This window comes from Pedobacter westerhofensis (assembly GCF_900182595.1).
Lineage (GTDB): Bacteria > Bacteroidota > Bacteroidia > Sphingobacteriales > Sphingobacteriaceae > Pedobacter > Pedobacter westerhofensis.
Map to the genome: position 1 here is coordinate 274,004 of NZ_FXTN01000002.1, position 16,275 is coordinate 290,278.

At 46.0% G+C, this 16,275-nt stretch carries 12 protein-coding genes; 7 read left to right on the plus strand and 5 right to left on the minus strand.

Going from position 1 to position 16,275, the window contains the following annotated elements:
* Positions 1-20 precede the first annotated feature (20 nt).
* The 3 genes from FN831_RS03945 to FN831_RS03955 form a co-directional block, all read right to left on the minus strand.
* A complete protein-coding gene (locus FN831_RS03945) occupies positions 21-3,257 on the minus strand; it encodes a SusC/RagA family TonB-linked outer membrane protein (protein WP_142526919.1) in 3,237 nt (1,078 codons plus the stop codon).
* Between the two features lie 200 nt (positions 3,258-3,457).
* Positions 3,458-4,765, minus strand: a complete 1,308-nt coding sequence (locus FN831_RS03950) for an alkaline phosphatase family protein (protein WP_142526920.1) — start codon at positions 4,763-4,765, stop codon at positions 3,458-3,460.
* 94 nt (positions 4,766-4,859) lie between these two features.
* Positions 4,860-5,846 (minus strand): aldo/keto reductase, encoded by a 987-nt coding sequence (locus FN831_RS03955; RefSeq protein ID WP_142526921.1) that lies wholly within the window; start codon positions 5,844-5,846, stop codon positions 4,860-4,862.
* A gap of 181 nt (positions 5,847-6,027) precedes the next feature.
* Between FN831_RS03955 and FN831_RS03960 the strand changes: the two genes are divergently transcribed.
* Positions 6,028-6,876, plus strand: coding sequence for a DUF2911 domain-containing protein (locus tag FN831_RS03960; RefSeq protein WP_246101328.1), 849 nt, complete (start codon positions 6,028-6,030; stop codon positions 6,874-6,876).
* Positions 6,877-7,010: 134 nt separating this feature from the next.
* Here FN831_RS03960 and FN831_RS03965 read toward each other — a convergent pair whose 3' ends face one another.
* Positions 7,011-7,373, minus strand: a complete 363-nt coding sequence (locus FN831_RS03965) for a VOC family protein (protein ID WP_142526922.1) — start codon at positions 7,371-7,373, stop codon at positions 7,011-7,013.
* 160 nt (positions 7,374-7,533) lie between these two features.
* Between FN831_RS03965 and FN831_RS03970 the strand changes: the two genes are divergently transcribed.
* From FN831_RS03970 to FN831_RS03985, 4 genes are all read left to right on the plus strand, one after another.
* Positions 7,534-7,896 (plus strand): hypothetical protein, encoded by a 363-nt coding sequence (locus tag FN831_RS03970; protein ID WP_142526923.1) that lies wholly within the window; start codon positions 7,534-7,536, stop codon positions 7,894-7,896.
* Between the two features lie 455 nt (positions 7,897-8,351).
* On the plus strand, positions 8,352-9,518 hold the full coding sequence (locus FN831_RS03975) for a hypothetical protein (RefSeq protein ID WP_142526924.1): 1,167 nt from the start codon (positions 8,352-8,354) through the stop codon (positions 9,516-9,518).
* A 24-nt stretch (positions 9,519-9,542) separates the two neighbouring features.
* The gene (locus FN831_RS03980; RefSeq protein WP_221931260.1) at positions 9,543-10,136 is read left to right on the plus strand and encodes a Crp/Fnr family transcriptional regulator; all 594 of its coding nucleotides are present in this window, start codon (positions 9,543-9,545) and stop codon (positions 10,134-10,136) included.
* Between the two features lie 56 nt (positions 10,137-10,192).
* Positions 10,193-11,125: an NAD-dependent epimerase/dehydratase family protein gene (locus tag FN831_RS03985; RefSeq protein WP_142526925.1), complete on the plus strand. Its 933-nt coding sequence runs from the start codon at positions 10,193-10,195 to the stop codon at positions 11,123-11,125.
* A 6-nt stretch (positions 11,126-11,131) separates the two neighbouring features.
* Here FN831_RS03985 and FN831_RS03990 read toward each other — a convergent pair whose 3' ends face one another.
* Positions 11,132-11,458 (minus strand): DMT family transporter, encoded by a 327-nt coding sequence (locus tag FN831_RS03990; protein ID WP_142526926.1) that lies wholly within the window; start codon positions 11,456-11,458, stop codon positions 11,132-11,134.
* Between the two features lie 254 nt (positions 11,459-11,712).
* Between FN831_RS03990 and FN831_RS03995 the strand changes: the two genes are divergently transcribed.
* Positions 11,713-12,933, plus strand: a complete 1,221-nt coding sequence (locus tag FN831_RS03995; RefSeq protein WP_246101329.1) for a formylglycine-generating enzyme family protein — start codon at positions 11,713-11,715, stop codon at positions 12,931-12,933.
* Between the two features lie 197 nt (positions 12,934-13,130).
* Positions 13,131-16,271 (plus strand): SusC/RagA family TonB-linked outer membrane protein, encoded by a 3,141-nt coding sequence (locus tag FN831_RS04000; protein ID WP_142526927.1) that lies wholly within the window; start codon positions 13,131-13,133, stop codon positions 16,269-16,271.
* Positions 16,272-16,275 lie beyond the last annotated feature (4 nt).

Below are 16,275 nucleotides of genomic sequence, written 5' to 3' on the forward strand. Positions count from 1 at the left end.
CTCTTTATCTTTAATCGTTATTAAAATACTACACTTAGCCCCAATGAATAACTTTTCATCAAAGGATAGTTATAACCATCACCATTGGTAGAGCCCGCATTCAGGTCCTGGTCTGAAGGAACTGCGTTTTCAACATCTATGTTTTTTACAACCTTGTATAAAGGAGACCAGGTAAATATGTTTTCTCCGGAAAAATATACTTTCGCGGTGCGGGCACCGATTTTAGATACCAACCGTGCCGGCAGGTTGTAACCGAACTGCAGGTTTTTCATTCTCAGGTAAGCTACATTTTGCAGGTATCTCGTTTGTGCTACGCCAAGCTCCCTGTTGGTATCGCTTGATGCGGCACGGGACATAGTCCTTGGGAAATAAGCATCTGTATTCTCTGGTGTCCACATGTTGCCCACCTGGAAATTAGGGATGTTATTATAGGGCCTGTTGTACTGTCCCCAGAACATCTCCGTTTCTGTACTTGGATACCACTGCTGCTTACCTACACCCTGCAGGAAGGTGCTGAAGAAGAAGTTGTTGTATTCTGCTCCGAGATTGATACTGTACATATAGCGGGGAGCTTTATTACCGATGATTTTTCTGTCACCAGGATTGTTCACGGAGTTGGTACCCACGTTGATAAATCCGTCACCATTCATGTCTTTCAGTTTTATATCACCTGGCGCCCAGATATTGGTTGGCGAAGCACGCATTTGCGGGCTCTGCTTGGCATGCGAATCAATATCGGCCTGGTCGATAAAGAAACCTTCGGTAGTATAACCCCAGATTTCGCCGATCGTTTGTCCTTCGTAATAATCGCTCAGCAATTTATCAGGGTTGTTATACCTCGTGATTTTGGATTTATTATCTGCAACAGTCAGTCGTACGTTGTATCTCAGGGGCTTGCTCGAATTACCGATCAGGTCGCTCCATGAAACCGATGCCTCCCAGCCTTTGGTGCGTAAATCTGCATAGTTTCCTTTTGGTACTGTAGCGCCGTAGGTTGCCGGAGCAGTTAATCCCACGGTAAACATATCTGTGGTATTTCTCACATAAATATCACCAGTAAAGTTTAAGCGGTTGTTAAACATTCCGAGATCAAGACCAAGGTTGGTTGTTGTAGAAGTTTCCCAGGTAATGCCGTTTGGCAATACCGCTGGTATACTGGTCACCGGTGGTCTCGCGCCATTCAGGATCTGTGTAGACGAAGTAATGTTGAACAGCTCCTGGTAAGCATAGGAGTCAATATTTCCATTACCAAGAGATCCGTATGAAGCACGAATTTTGAGCTCTGAGATCACTTTTGGCGAAACATGCCAGAAAGATTCCTGGTTGATTTTCCATCCGGCAGAGACCGAAGGGAAGAAACCGTAGCGCTGGTTGGATGGGAACTTGGAAGAACCGTCATACCTGGCGTTTACTTCTAAGAGATATTTGTTTTTGAAGGCGTAATTTAATCGCGAGAATTCACCCATGAAGGCCCATTGATCATAGCCGCCACCCGTAGTGGTCAGGTTGCCAAGCGCCAGGTTAAGATCGTTTGCATCTTCGAAGATTAAGCCGTTACGCTGTACGAGTAGCCTGTTGTAGGTACTTTGCTCGTAATTATATCCCACCATAAACTTGAGGTAATGATCACCTTTAAAAGTATTCTCAAATTCAGCATACACGTTTGTTGCCAGATAATCGGTGGTGCGCTGGTCAAATTTTAAGTCGTTTGTAGTCGTACCTACATACGCAAGCTGTCCAAGGCCAGTGCTGTATGGAACCTGCACACGTTTTTGTTCAACATCATTATGGGTATTTCTAAAGGTGAAATCTGCGTTGACACGGAACTTGTTGTTGAAGAAATTAGATCTCAAACCGGTGATGTTCCTGAAAACCTGTTTACGGGTATCAATTCCGTTTTTGCCCAGATAGAAATCACCCACGGTGTAGGCACCGGTAAATGTAAGCGATCCATCCGGATCGAGCATAGGCACAGTAGGGTGGCCTTCATCCGCAATGTTTCTCCAGATACCGCCACCTTCCCCTACGTTGATTGGGTTATGGTAGTTCATTACAGAATAATCTGCATTATTTTCAATTTTTAACCATGGGAAAACCTGTACGCTACCTTTTGCGCGCATGTTCTTCATGTTATAATCATCAGAATTATACCTGAAAAGACCATCCTGGTTGAGTGTGTGTGCAGAAATGAAAAAATCAGCCTTTTCATTGCTACCACTCACGGCAAGGTTATTTTCCTGCGCAAAAGTGTTGCTCTTGTATAATTCCTTGTACCAGTCGGTACTGCCATAGTAGGTATATTCGCCGGTTGTGGGGTTTACTTCTACCTGGTTGTAGGGCTGTCCGGATTCTACACGTCTTTTAAACTCATCAAGGTAGGCTTGTGAGAACTTTTGTGTTTTGTTGGCATTTTGCGGGAAAGCTCCGTCTCCGTTAACAAAAGCTTCAGCAAACATTTTGGCCCATGTATAGCCATCAGTAACGAAATCAGGCTTTTGCAGCGGGTTTTTAATAGCGAAGTTTGACGTGAAAGCAATCGTTGTTCTCCCTTTTTCTGCTTTTTTAGTCGTGATGAGCACTACGCCAAAGGCGCCCCGTGCCCCATAAATTGCTGCAGAAGCTGCATCTTTCAGAATGGATACAGATTCCACATCGTTAGGGTTCAGCAAGCTGGGGTCACCTTCAAAACCGTCAATCAGGATCAAAGCGCTTCCGCCCTGTCCGATAGAGGTGGTACCCCGGATGTTGTACTTGGGCGACTGTGTGGGTTTACCATCGGCCATGGTAATGTTAAGGTTGGGCAGTACACCCTGTAGGCCCTGGGTAAGGTTAGGGATAGGGCGGCCCTGTAAAGCATCGCTCCGTACCTGGTCTACAGCACCGGTCAGGTTTGCCTTTTTCTGCACGCCATAACCGACCACTACAGTCTCGTTTAACGTTTTAGCATCCGAAGCAAGGCGGACATTGAAAGTTGTTTTTGTCCCGGGGGCTAATTCCTGAGTGATGTATCCGATAGATGAAAATACGAGCGTAGCTTTATCATTTACATTTTGTAAGCTATACTTTCCTGCTCCATCCGTCACAGCATGTGCTTTTTCGCCTTTTACCACAACATTAACGCCGGGTATGGGCTGGTTTTCATTATCGCTCACGGTACCCTGCACTGTCTGCGCCTGCGCCATTGCGCTGGTGCAGACAAAAAACAAGGCTACCGGAATGATCTTTCTAATCAATTTTGTGGTAGTTTTTAAAATCATACACTTTAAGTTTGGCGGCAAACCTAGGATAAGTGTATTAATACGATAACAAGCTATAATGAAATAAAAATGAATTCAAAAGCAGAAAATTGTTAAACTATGTTAAAATATGTTAAAAAGTTAACCTTTTCATCATGGTGTAATTACATCGCAGACTATGTGTAACCTGTAAAGTTCTATGTAATCCTTTAATTTTATTCTTAATTTAATAATCCGGCGGGTATTTTTCCATCGACCTGTGGAAAGGGGATACCTAACAGTTTTACAATGATCGGCGTCATATCCCGCAGGTTCATCTCTGCGATCACGGCTCCCTTGCGGATGCCCGGGCCATGTGCGATCAGGCCGGTTCGTATATTTTTAGTGTCGGGGAAGTGGCCGTGCGTACCGCCCTTGCCTGCTTTTAATGCCTCAACAGTGGAGCTACTGCCAAAGGCAGCGTCATGTTCGCCGGTAAGTGCAAAAGCTACATTTGGGTTATAACCGCCTTTTGTGAGCTGCTCTTTGCTGATCATACGGTAATATTGCTTTACACTGTCGGGCTGTGCATCCAGTAATGCTTTTACTTTATTCACTGTTGCCATGTCAGCAGGATCTTTCAGGTACAGGTAGGCGGAACCACCGGAGGTATTAAACTGTGCTTTCCAGTCGCCACTTTTAAGATCGGTGATCAGGCCGGCTTCTTTAAGCCATACATTTGGGGAAACAGTTTTCTTTACATCATAGAACCCGTGGTCTCCACCGATCAGCAATACCGTGCTGTCCCAGATACCTGCTGCTTTCAGCGCATCTTCGATAATTCCTACGGCAGCATCTGCATCAGCTACAGCTTCCTGTACATCTGCCCCGTAACGCCCGGCCATATGTTCTGCGTGATCAACAGAAAATAAGTGAATTGTCATCAGCTGCGGCTTACTTTTATTAATGACGTAGGCCGCAATCTTTGCTACATTCTGATTGAGCCCTGCATCGATTTTATCGGCTCCGCCAAATACATCTTTCTTTACCGCGGCATAAAATCCCAGTGGCAGGGAGTATTCTTCGCGCACCTTATCGCCAAGGCTGCCGATATCCGGAATGTTATAATCTACAGGAGCGTTTGCAGATACGGGCCAGTAGAGCGATGCTACCGTCATGCCCTGTTCCTTAGCGGCTTTCCAGATGGTTTTTACATGGATGGAGCTGTCCTGCCAGTAGGGCTGCTGCTGCGCTCCGTCCGGTGTGAATATGTTGTTGTAAAATACGCCATGTTTTGCGGGCTGTACACCTGTTACAATTGTTGTATGTGAGGGGTAAGTCATGGATGGGAATACACTATTTACACCTTTGGCGTAGGCTCCGTCTTTCATCAGTGCGCGCAGGCGGGGCGTTTGCCAGTCGCTGTCGAGATAAAAATCAGGCCTGAAGCCATCGATAGTTACAAAGATTACGTGTTTAGCCGTTTGTGCGAGCAGCTGGCCCGTAGCCATCAGCATGGTAAGGAGCGCGATTGATAATTGTTTTTTCATAATGTGGGTTAACAGAATGGGATGCATCTGCAGATTAAAATCAATGATGGGTAAATGTCCCGGTAATTTTGTTAACTTATTGTTATGCTATCATTTAATCTTTATCTACCAGCTTGTTGTTTGCGGCGCCATAACGTTCGCCTGTGTCGGGATATTTTTTCAGCAAACTTTCGATTTTTTCCAGATCGTCAGCAGTGACGTCAATGTTTACGGCAGCTGCATTTTCGGTCAGGTATTTTCTCCTTTTTGTACCCGGGATAGGGATGATGTTATCGCCCTGGGCAAGCACCCATGCCAGCGCCAGCTGGGCAGCAGTTGCATTTTTAGCTGCGGCCAGTTCTGCAAATTCCTGGGTAAGGCCTTTGTTGTTTTTGGCATGCTGCTCCTGGAAGCGTGGCAGGGATTTCCTGAAGTCGCCATCTTTAAGCGTTGTGATATCAAGCGTATTGGTGACCAGTCCGCGCGCCAGTGGGCTGAAAGGGATAAATGAGATATTCAATTCCTTGCAAACCGGCAATATCTGTTCTTCAACGCCGCGTGTCAGTAAAGAATATTCACTTTGCAGGGCACTGATGGGATGCACACTGTGCGCACGGCGCACTGAACTTGCTGAGGCTTCTGATAAGCCTATGTAACGTACCTTGCCTTCTTTTACCAGTTCGGCCATGGCGCCTACCGTTTCTTCAACCGGTATATTCGGGTCAATACGGTGCGCATAATACAGATCGATCACATCCGTTTGCAGGCGTTTGAGGCTGGCTTCAACTGCTTTTTTCATGTAGGCAGGGGAGCCGTCGAACTGTGTTAAGGAACTTCCCTGATTGAGCTGGAACCCGAATTTGGTGGCCAGAAATATTTTCTGACGGTTTGGTTTTAACACTTTGGCAACCAGTTCCTCGTTGGCGCCATTGGCATAAATATCTGCGGTGTCCCAGAAATTGATGCCCAGATCAAGAGCTTTCTCCAGTGTAAGGACTGATTCTGCATCATCAGGCTCACCATAGGCGTGGTTCATGCTCATGCAGCCCAGGCCAATTGCAGATAGTTCTATAGCTGTGTTTCCGAATTTTCTATACTTCATGTCTTTGAAATTTATCAAACTAAGATACGGCGCGGGGCAATGCGGAGATTATAATATTCAAACAATGATAAAAGAAGAGATTAAATTTACATTTAACAAATTCAAAGTTTTGCGGGGTGTAGCTAATAACTGCATAAAATTGAAAATAATTGTATTTTCGTATGAACCAGATAAAACAGATATGAAGACAACAATGAAATTTACCTTCCTGGCACTGCTATGTATGGGCACTGCTACAGGATTAAAGGCACAGGGTATTAAAATGCCGGCTGCAAGTTCGGAACAAACAATTATACAGGACTTTGGACTGGGCAGGATTACCGTAAAATATTCACGTCCGAATACCAAAGGGCGCACGGTGTTTGGAAAGATGGAACCATATGGCGCGGTATGGCGTACCGGGGCAAACAGCGCTACGGTGATTACTTTTACCGAAGACGTCACTTTTGCGGGCAAGCCAGTTCCTGCCGGTGAGTACGCATTGTTTACCATCCCCGGAAAGGAGGAGTGGACAGTGATCCTGAATAAAACGACCAAACAATGGGGCGCTTATGAGTATAAGGAGGCCGATGATTTTTTGAGGGTCAGGGTAAAAGCGGGTAACGGCAAAGATAAGGTGGAAACCTTTACGATCGATTTCACGGATGTATTTCCAACAAAGGCAGTTATGCAGATTGCCTGGGAAAACACAATTGTGAAAGTTGATCTGACCACAGATATTGATGCTAAAGTGATGGCAAGTATTGATGAAGCGATGAAAGGGGAGAAGAAGCCATATTTCGCCGCAGCGCAATACTACTTTGAAAACGGGAAGGATTTGAACAAAGCCCTGGAATGGATGAATGCTGCTGAGGTTACAGACCCTACAGGGCCCTGGACCAAACTTTGGAAGGGGCGCATGCAATTGAAAAATGGCGATAAAAAAGGTGCTGCAGAAAGTGCGGAGGCAGGGATCAAATTAGCGACTGAGGCTAAAATCCCGGAGTATATCCGCCTGAATACCGAGTTGCTGATGCAGGCGAAGAAATAGCGGGCTTCAGTCTATCTTCAAAATGATGAATTATTTAACTTAATGCTTGTTAGATCATCCATAGGCATTCATCTGAAAGAGATGTTAAAAGGGCTTTTTACACCAGCCTCTAATATATTTTTTTAAACATTGCACTAACGAAACGTTCCGAAATGCAGAAGTATGCCGGATGGATCGTGGAGGAAGCATTCCTGGCCCCAATCCTCAGTACGGATTGGGGTTAGCCTTACACTCTGGTATTTTTTTGTAAGTTCCAGTGCAACCAGTTCATCCCAGACATCCTGTACATTTTCAACTTCGAAAAAAATCATCGTATTGTCCACCCAGTCCTTTGTGTAGTATTTCTGCAAATAAAAGCTGACCTCGCCCCATCTTACCAGGGATAGGCCGGGGTTTAATACCGTTACCCCAAATCCCAGATCTTTGTAGAAGAGTTGGGACTTTTCATAATCGAGTGCACCAATAAATGGCCTTATGGACTTTACATGCTGTTTCATATTGATGCTTATTCAAGTTCAATGATATAGTCCTAAAATACAAGGTATTTTTTAATTATGGGCAAAATCCATCCATCTGGATCATGATAATATTACAATAGATCATATTCTGATCTTGTTTAGGGATGCTTATATTAGTATTACACAAATAAGAAACCGTATGAAACCATTAAATTTATTGTTTCCCGCAGGGATACTGCTCTGCTTGTCATCGTGTATGGCCCTTTATGGACCAACCTATTTCGGATCAGAATTTACGCCCACAAGAAATGTAGATGTTTTTTATGCTGCGCAGGATGTCAGGCGTCCTTTTGAAGTCATTGGTCACATGAATGCATCGACCGGAGATTCAGATGGAAGCAGGGATGAGACCAGAGAGCTGGTGATTCAAAAAGCAAGGCAGGTTGGCGCTGATGCTGTTATTTTCGCTGAAATCAACAGGCAGACTAATCACAAAACTACAGATGATCTTTCTGTAAAAGTGGATGTGATCAGGTACAAAAAAACAGGTGATCCTCATTGATCACCTGAAGACTGTTTTTTAGAAATGAACCGATAAGTTAATTGAAAGCCGCTAAGGATCTGTAATCCGTTTACAGGTGCTTAGCGGCTTTTATCATCCTAATAGGAAAGCAGATTGATGCTGGAGATTTCATTTCACCTGTCATGTGATGTACTTGCCAGGCAAAGCTGAGGCAGGCAAAGGAATACTATCCGGCAGGATTGGATTTTGTGACATTTGAGACCAAATAACCTATCTGAAATCATACAATGTCTTGTTTTGTTGTAAATCTGCGTTGTTTTGCTGGTTATTTACAATTGAAAAACCAAAGTCTATAAAATTATAAGTACTTCTAATCAGATAATTATATTCTGGCTATAGTTTTTCTGTGAAAACATATTTATATTGGTAGTGAATTTTTCACAGCTGACTTGAATTTCCTCCTGCGGCCTGTTCTATTCCCTCAAAAAACTTTTATGGAATCACCAGTCAGCACCAGACACGTTGCAGAAGCAGCTAACCGTCGTTTTGAACGGGAAATTCAACGATTTTTACGGTCGTGGGTGAAATTTAACGAACACCTGACGCTCCTTCGGTTTGATCAGACCATGGAACAATATCTGGCAAACGATGCCCTGAGGGATTTCTTTCTACATACCACACATCCTATCCGGGAATTGCTGAAGAACCGCTGTATTGCGCGCCATTTGGGAAGGCGTGTTGAGGTGGTGCATTTTGATCCGCAGAGCGGAGACCCCTTGCTGGCCCCAACAGAACAGCGGATCTATAACCTTGCCCGCAGGATGGATAGTGAACAGATGCACATCCCTTTCAGGTCTGTTCAACCCGATAAGCAAACTGCTGCCGGCGATACGGCAGATATCAGCACTTATCCTGAGGGATCTGAAGAAATCCGTTACAACAGCGGTAACCATTTCAGCAGCCGTCCGGCGAACAATAATGTGTTTGACCAGAACAGTGCGCGTTGTACGGGCAAGTCGGCAGCTAATTTGCACATCCTTTTCAAACGCGGCTTTCTCGAAGAGCGCCTGCAGGATATCAGAGCGCTGACTGCAGAACTGGGCGAAGCGGGTCAAACGGAACTTCAGTATTTTGTGATATGCAGCAGGCACTCTGCACAGGAGGGCCATTTTGGAACATCCCTGGTTATCATGGATCCCTCAAAGCCAGACTTCCCCTGCCGTGTGCTGGTATGTGATACCCTGCTCAAAGTACTTCCCCAGCATCCCCGCTGGTGGAACCATTTTGTTGCAGAATATACGCAGGTATTTGGGGAGGCCATCGCAGAAATTGTTGAGGACCTCTCGCATCCGCTGCAAAAGGTGAACATTAAAGGCGATGAACCTTACCGTCACGACTGGGATTGCCCATATTATGCTGCAGCGATGGCAGATGCACTGGCAGACCTGCTGAAGGAAAATACTGACCTGATGCTGAACGGGAATGTTGCCGCGATCCACAGCGCCATGACGACTGTCATGCCAGACTATTACCGGCGGGACGACGAAATCAAAGAAAGAGCGGAGATCCAAACGGTTAACCGCATCAAGCGATGGATGAGTGGCTGCTATCTGATCAGGAAACTGGTGATGGAGGACAGGATGCGACAAACCTTTGCTTAAAGGAAAATAACGTAATTTTACGGGATGAACATGTTGTTTTATAATGCCATTGGAAAATTAGCGGGCATCTCCCGGGAAGAAGCTGCCGTGTTTTTATCTGCTTTTCAAACGCGGAAATTCAAAAAGAACAGCATACTGCTGCGCGAAGGAGAGGTGGCACATGAACTCTATTTTATTATGGAGGGTGCCGTAAGGCAATACTTTTCAAAGGATGATGGTGTGGAAAAAACCTGTAGTTTTAGTTTTGAAGCAGAATTTGTTACTGACATTGAAAGCTTTTCGCGCAAATCGCGTTCGGTAACGAATATTGTAACGATAGAGCCGGTAAGCTGTCTGGTTATTAATTGTACCGACCTCATGGAGATGCTTAACCACTCCGCGGTGGTGGCCGAACTGTGCAGGTCCATTATTGAGAAAGTTGCAACAGACAACATCAAACGGATTCAGTCCATGCTGGCACTGTCGCCGGAGAGGCAGTTCAGAGAGCTGGTACAAAGCAATCCCGGATTGTTGCAAAGGGTACCGCAGCGGTACATTGCCCAGTACCTTGGTCTGGCACCTGAAAGCCTGAGCAGAATTCGTAAAAGAATGATCATCACCGAAAAAAGCTTAACTTAAGTCATCGTTTTTGCCTGCGGGCTTCCCCTAACTTTGTCTGATCAAAATCAAGACATATGCAAACAATACTGGGTTCAGGAGGCGATATTTCGGATTTTCTCGCAAAAGAGCTGAAGCAATACACAAAAAAAATCAGGCTGGTTTCGCGCCATCCTCAACGCGTAAATGACGATGACGAGCTGATGCCCCTGGATTTATCAGAAAGGGCAAACGTACTGAAAGCCATAGAAGGCTCAGAGGTGGTTTATCTTACTGTGGGAATGAAATACAATTTAAAGGTATGGCAATCCCAATGGCCGGCTTTGGTTGGGCATGTGATTGAGGGCTGTCTCAAATACAATTGTAAACTGGTATTTTTTGACAATGTATACATGTATGACAAGGACGCGATACCTCATATGACCGAAGAAAGCCCGGTTAATCCGCCATCCAGAAAAGGAGCCGTGAGGGCAGAGAATATAGCGCTGATCAATGATGCTATCCTGCATAAAAACCTGAAAGCAGTGATTGCCAGGAGCGCGGATTTTTATGGCCCTTCTGCAAAAAATGGCATTCTGAATGTGCTGGTGTTAAATAACATTTCTGCAGGTAAGAAGGCAAACTGGCTCGCCGATGCCGACAAGGTCCACTCGTTTACCTACAGCCCGGACGCAGCCAAAGCAACCGCATTGCTGGGCAATACTGACAGTGCTTATGGCCAGGTATGGCACCTGCCGACCTCTGCAGAACGGCTAACCGGAAGGCAGTATATCAAAATGGCCACCGGAATGGCGGGTGTGAAAAATTCCTATATGCTGCTTGGTAAATTTCTTTTGTCTTTCATCGGTATTTTCAATAGCGTGTTAAAAGAGCTGGTAGAAATGCAGTACCAGAACACGCAGGACTATTTTTTCAACAGCGATAAATTCTGTAAAACGTTCTCCTTTACGCCCACAAGTTATGAAGAAGGGATGCGGGCCAGCCTGAAAGCGGGTGCGAAAGGAAAATGACCGCTTTTAATGAGACACGGCTTTAAGCCCGATAATTGAGCCGATCAGCGTAAGGAGAAACAGCAGCCTTAAAAAGGTAACAGGTTCTTTAAATACAAGAATGCCAACCAGTACAGTACCTATCGCCCCGATGCCTGTCCAGACAGCATAAGCTGTTCCGATGGGAAGCGTTTGTGTGGCTTTGATCAGCAGCCCCATACTCAGGCAGAGCATCACCAGAAAACCGGCGTACCAGCCATACATTTCATTCCCTGCAGCATCTTTGGCTTTGCCCAGACAAAAGGCAAAGCCTACTTCACAAAGGCCGCCGATAATTAATAGTATCCAGTTCATAAACCATTTTGGGGCAAAGCTATCAAATTTTTTTTCCGCATACTGCGCTGTAATGCCAATAATTAATTCTAGTAAAATTGTAGTTTATTTTATAAATTTAATATATTTACCGCCGAACGATATCAATATCCCAAAATAACCAAAAGATGAAGTCAGTAATATTGATCAGATTGAATTGTTGTCCTGACTAAGTTATTCTCCGTAACTGTTATTTAACCTGTTTTCTTCGATTTATCCGCTACTAAATATTACTAATGAAACACGTATACACTTTTTTTACTGCCGGCATGCTTACTGTATTCAGCCTGGCTTCCTGCAGGCATAGCAGTTCTTCTGCCACGGCGCAGCAGCCCCTTGTTCAGGACAGCACTCTACAGGCTGATACCGCAAACGTAAAAGGAGCGGGGCATCAGATCAAAAAAGGTGCTGCTTATGGCAAAACCGCAGTATGCTGCGAATCCAACATCCCCAGCCGCTTTAAGCTGGCGAGTGTTAACCTGGATGAAGACCCTCTGGCTGGACCTGCTTCCTCTGGTTCGCACAAAAATATGGTTTATGTAAAAGGTGGTGATTTCATGATGGGCGGCGATAATAAGCAGTCGGCCCCGGATGAGTTTCCAAAACATAAAGTAATTCTTGATGGCTTCTGGATTGATGTGACCGAAGTAACCAATGCCCAGTTTGCCGCATTTGTAAAAGCTACAGGCTACAAAACCACTGCGGAGAAAAAACCCGACTGGGAAGAATTAAAGAAACAAGTGCCCCCGGGCACTCCCGAACCGGATAAAAGCCTGCTGGTACCGGCCTCACTGGTGTTTAAACCCACAAGCGGCGCGGTAGAGCTGACGGATTACAGTCAGTGGTGGAGCTGGGAAAAAGGTGCCGACTGGAAACATCCTCATGGGCCAAAGAGCAACCTGAAGGGCCGGGAAAACTATCCTGTAGTACATATTTCATGGTTTGATGCCAGGGCCTACTGCAAATGGGCTGGTAAGAGATTGCCTACCGAAGCAGAATGGGAATGGGCGGCACGCGGCGGATTAAAAAACAACATCTATCCCTGGGGAAATGAGCCGATCAGTACAGGTAAACCCAAAGCAAATACCTGGGAAGGCAATTTTCCTTACCGGAATACGCTCAAAGACCATTTTTATAATGCCGCTCCGGTAAAATCTTTTCAGGCCAATGGCTACGGATTGTATGATATGGCGGGGAATGTATGGGAATGGTGCGCGGATTATTATGATAACAGATATTATCAAACGATAAATAAACCGGCAGGGGTAAAAGATCCGGCGGGCTCTAAAGTTTCCTATGACCCTGAAGAACCATATGCAAAAAAACGCGTGATCCGCGGGGGCTCGTTCTTATGCAATGACAGCTATTGCTCAGGGTTCCGCGTGGCCCGCAGGATGAAAAGCACTGAAGACAGTGGCATGGAGCATCTGGGGTTCAGATGTGTACAGGATAAATAGGTGCTGAGCAACTAAATGCTTTCAGATATAAACGAAAAAAAAGCAGAAGGGAGGACGATTCAAAAGAAACTTACACAATAGAACATAAAAAAGGGGAAATACAAAGTATTCCCCCCCGAATTTCAATTTATCATGAAACAGGTCACAATTGGCGTTGGCGCCTGTCTCAAATCACGAATTAAAACCATTGTAAAGATATGACAAATATTCAAAATGCCGGCTGGTTGTCCAGTCCGCATGTGCAGTATATTGACAAAAAAAAACCTTTACGACAGCATGTATTAAACGTATTGCTGCTGTTGTTTATTATCCCCTTTGCTGCCGGAGCGCAGCAAACTCAACCACTGATCAACTCTTCACTGAAAGGAACAGTCATTGACGCAAAGACCAAGGAAACCCTAATCGGGGCAATCGTTCATATCCAGGGCACAACCCATGAAGTATCAACAGATAAAAGTGGAAGTTTCAGCTTTGTTACCGGGCAGAAGTTTCCCTACACGCTGACCGTTAGTTTTATCGGTTATGAAAAGGCTACGGTGGTAGTGGACCAAAGCCCTGTGGTGATCAGCCTCAAAGAAAGCTTTAACCAGCTCAATGATGTGATCGTAGTAGGTTACGGAACACAGAAAAAGGCCGATCTTACCGGCGCTATCGCCTCGATATCAGAAAGCGAATTCAAAAAAACACCCGTAACCTCGCTGGACAACGGGCTCAGGGGCAGGGCTTCTGGTGTACAGGTTACCTCTACTTCCAATCAGCCGGGTGGCGGAACATCTATCCGGATCAGGGGCAGCAATTCTGTAAATACCGGCAGTGAGCCTTTATATGTCATCGACGGGTTCCCGATATACAATGATAACAATTCCTTCAGTTCCGGGGTGATCTCCGGGCCCAAAACCAACGCACTGGCACTGATCAACCCCAATGATATCGTATCGATAGAGGTTTTGAAGGATGCCTCGGCAACGGCCATTTACGGATCAAGAGGTGCCAACGGTGTAGTGCTGGTAACTAGCAAAAAAGGACAGGCAGGTGCAGACAAGATTGAATTTAACAGTTACGTGGGCATACAGAAGGTAGCAAAAACAATCCCTGTACTGAATGCGACAGATTTTGCAAAGCTCGTAAATGAGGCAAACGGAAGCAAAATTTATACCGACCAGCAGATCGCTTCATTCGGTGAAGGTATCAACTGGCAGAATGAGATTTTCCGCGATGCCCCGGTACAGAATTACCAGCTGGGTGTTTCCGGAGGAGACCAGAAAACGAAGTATGCGGTATCCCTCAACTACTTTGACCAGGAGGGCGTAGTGATTCATTCCGGCTTCAAACGCTATTCGGCAAGGTTCAATTTTGAGAAGAAGCTGACAGACCAGCTGACTTTCGGATCTACGGTAACCAGCAGCCGTACCGGCGGAAACCAGGTGCTGAGTGCTACCAGCGGCGGCGAAGGAACAATAGGTGTGGTAGCGGCCGCCCTGGCTTTCTCGCCGATTCTGCCCGTGCGCAATGCCAGCGGGGCCTATACACTGGAAAATGACCGTGGAATACCGATGGGCAATCCCGTAGCTACAGCTAACGAGATCACCAATGAATCTTTTACCAACAGGACTCTGGCCAATGTTTTTGCCGAGCTGAAGCTGGTAAAAGGACTTGCCCTGCGCAGCAGCGTTGGGGCCGACCTGCTGAATAACAAGGAGAAATACTACGCACCGAGAACAGTGCTTGCAGGGTATACCGTGCAGGGGCTGGGAAGGGTGGGCTCGCTGAACAGCAATTCATGGCTGAATGAAAACACTTTGTCCTATACCAATACTTTGGGAAAACACTCTCTGAATGCCCTGGCCGGTTTCACTATCCAGAAGAATAAATCAGAAAGTATCATTTCTTCAGCTTCGGGCTTTGTGAATGATAACCTGAAGGCCGATAACCTGGGTTCAGGCGCGGTGATCAATTCGCCGGTAACGGCAGTAAATTCCTTCAGCCTGATGTCTTATCTGGGCAGGGTCAATTATGCCTATGCAAACAAGTACCTGCTGACCCTGACTGCCCGGGTTGACGGATCATCTAAGTTCGGGGCAAATAACAAATACGGGTTTTTCCCGTCGGGATCACTGGCCTGGAAGCTCTCGGAAGAAGATTTTATCAAACAGCTGGACGTTTTTTCTGCGCTGAAACTTCGTGGCAGTTATGGTAAAACCGGAAACCAGGAAATCGCCAGCTATCAGTCGCTCGCCGGCCTTACCAGCTTCAGTTATATCATCGGCGACAAGGTGGTGAAAGGATTTGCCCCGGGAAATATCCCCAATCCGGATCTGAAATGGGAATCTACCGCACAGACGGATATCGGCCTGGATGCAGGGTTCTTTAACAACAGGCTGAACGTTACTGTGGATGCTTATTATAAAAAGACCACCAACATGCTCTTGTTTATCAATGTGCCCTGGTCTACCGGCTTCAGTTCTGCGCTGCAGAACATCGGAAGCCTGGAGAACAAAGGCCTGGAGCTGTCCTTAAATGCAAATATCCTGGATAAAGGCTTAAAATGGAATGCCAACTTTAACATCTCCTGGAACAAAAATAAGGTGCTGGACCTGGGCTCTGTGAGCCAGATCCTTACCGGCGAGATCAATGGTTATCTGAAGATCTCTGACCCGATTGTAATCCAGCCGGGGCAACCCCTGGGTTCATTTTATGGCTATGTAAGCGAAGGCATCTTCCAGAACACTGCCGAAGTTGCGGCAAGTGCACAGAAAACCGCAGTTCCGGGCGACAGGCGGTATGCAGACCTGAATGGCGACGGAAAGATTGATGCCTCCGACCGCAAGTTTATAGGCAATGCGCAGCCTAAATTCTTTGGCGGCATGTCGCACGATTTTGCTTACAAATCGTTCGATCTGGGCTTCTCTGTGAACTGGGTGTATGGCAATGAGATCCTGAACAGTACACGTGCGGAACTTGACCTGCCGACGGGACAAAAAAACAGTTCTCAGCGGGTGCTGAACCGCTGGACAGCGACGAATCCAAGCAATACGATCCAGAGGGCCAGCCTGAACCGTGCCTTCCTGTTTTCGGATGCACTGCTCGAAGATGGTTCCTACCTGCGGCTGAATACGGTGACCCTGGGTTATCATCTTCCTGCAAAAGTGGTTAAAGCACTGCGCATCAGCAACCTGAAAGTATATGCTTCTGCACTTAACCTGCTGACGATCACGCATTACACGGGCTATGATCCGGAATCGAACCAATCGGGACAAAACAATATCCTGAGGGGCATAGATTCGGATTCTTACCCAAATGCCAGGACTTTCCTGCTGGGACTTAATGTTGGCTTTTAATTAT

Bases quoted from the DNA above. Each gene is read 5' to 3' on its own strand.
- FN831_RS03945 (WP_142526919.1), bottom strand. From the start codon at position 3,257: ATGATTTTAAAAACTACCACAAAATTGATTAGAAAGATCATTCCGGTA.
- FN831_RS03950 (WP_142526920.1), bottom strand. From the start codon at position 4,765: ATGAAAAAACAATTATCAATCGCGCTCCTTACCATGCTGATGGCTACG.
- FN831_RS03955 (WP_142526921.1), bottom strand. From the start codon at position 5,846: ATGAAGTATAGAAAATTCGGAAACACAGCTATAGAACTATCTGCAATT.
- FN831_RS03960 (WP_246101328.1), top strand. From the start codon at position 6,028: ATGAAGACAACAATGAAATTTACCTTCCTGGCACTGCTATGTATGGGC.
- FN831_RS03965 (WP_142526922.1), bottom strand. From the start codon at position 7,373: ATGAAACAGCATGTAAAGTCCATAAGGCCATTTATTGGTGCACTCGAT.
- FN831_RS03970 (WP_142526923.1), top strand. From the start codon at position 7,534: ATGAAACCATTAAATTTATTGTTTCCCGCAGGGATACTGCTCTGCTTG.
- FN831_RS03975 (WP_142526924.1), top strand. From the start codon at position 8,352: ATGGAATCACCAGTCAGCACCAGACACGTTGCAGAAGCAGCTAACCGT.
- FN831_RS03980 (WP_221931260.1), top strand. From the start codon at position 9,543: ATGAACATGTTGTTTTATAATGCCATTGGAAAATTAGCGGGCATCTCC.
- FN831_RS03985 (WP_142526925.1), top strand. From the start codon at position 10,193: ATGCAAACAATACTGGGTTCAGGAGGCGATATTTCGGATTTTCTCGCA.
- FN831_RS03990 (WP_142526926.1), bottom strand. From the start codon at position 11,458: ATGAACTGGATACTATTAATTATCGGCGGCCTTTGTGAAGTAGGCTTT.
- FN831_RS03995 (WP_246101329.1), top strand. From the start codon at position 11,713: ATGAAACACGTATACACTTTTTTTACTGCCGGCATGCTTACTGTATTC.
- FN831_RS04000 (WP_142526927.1), top strand. From the start codon at position 13,131: ATGACAAATATTCAAAATGCCGGCTGGTTGTCCAGTCCGCATGTGCAG.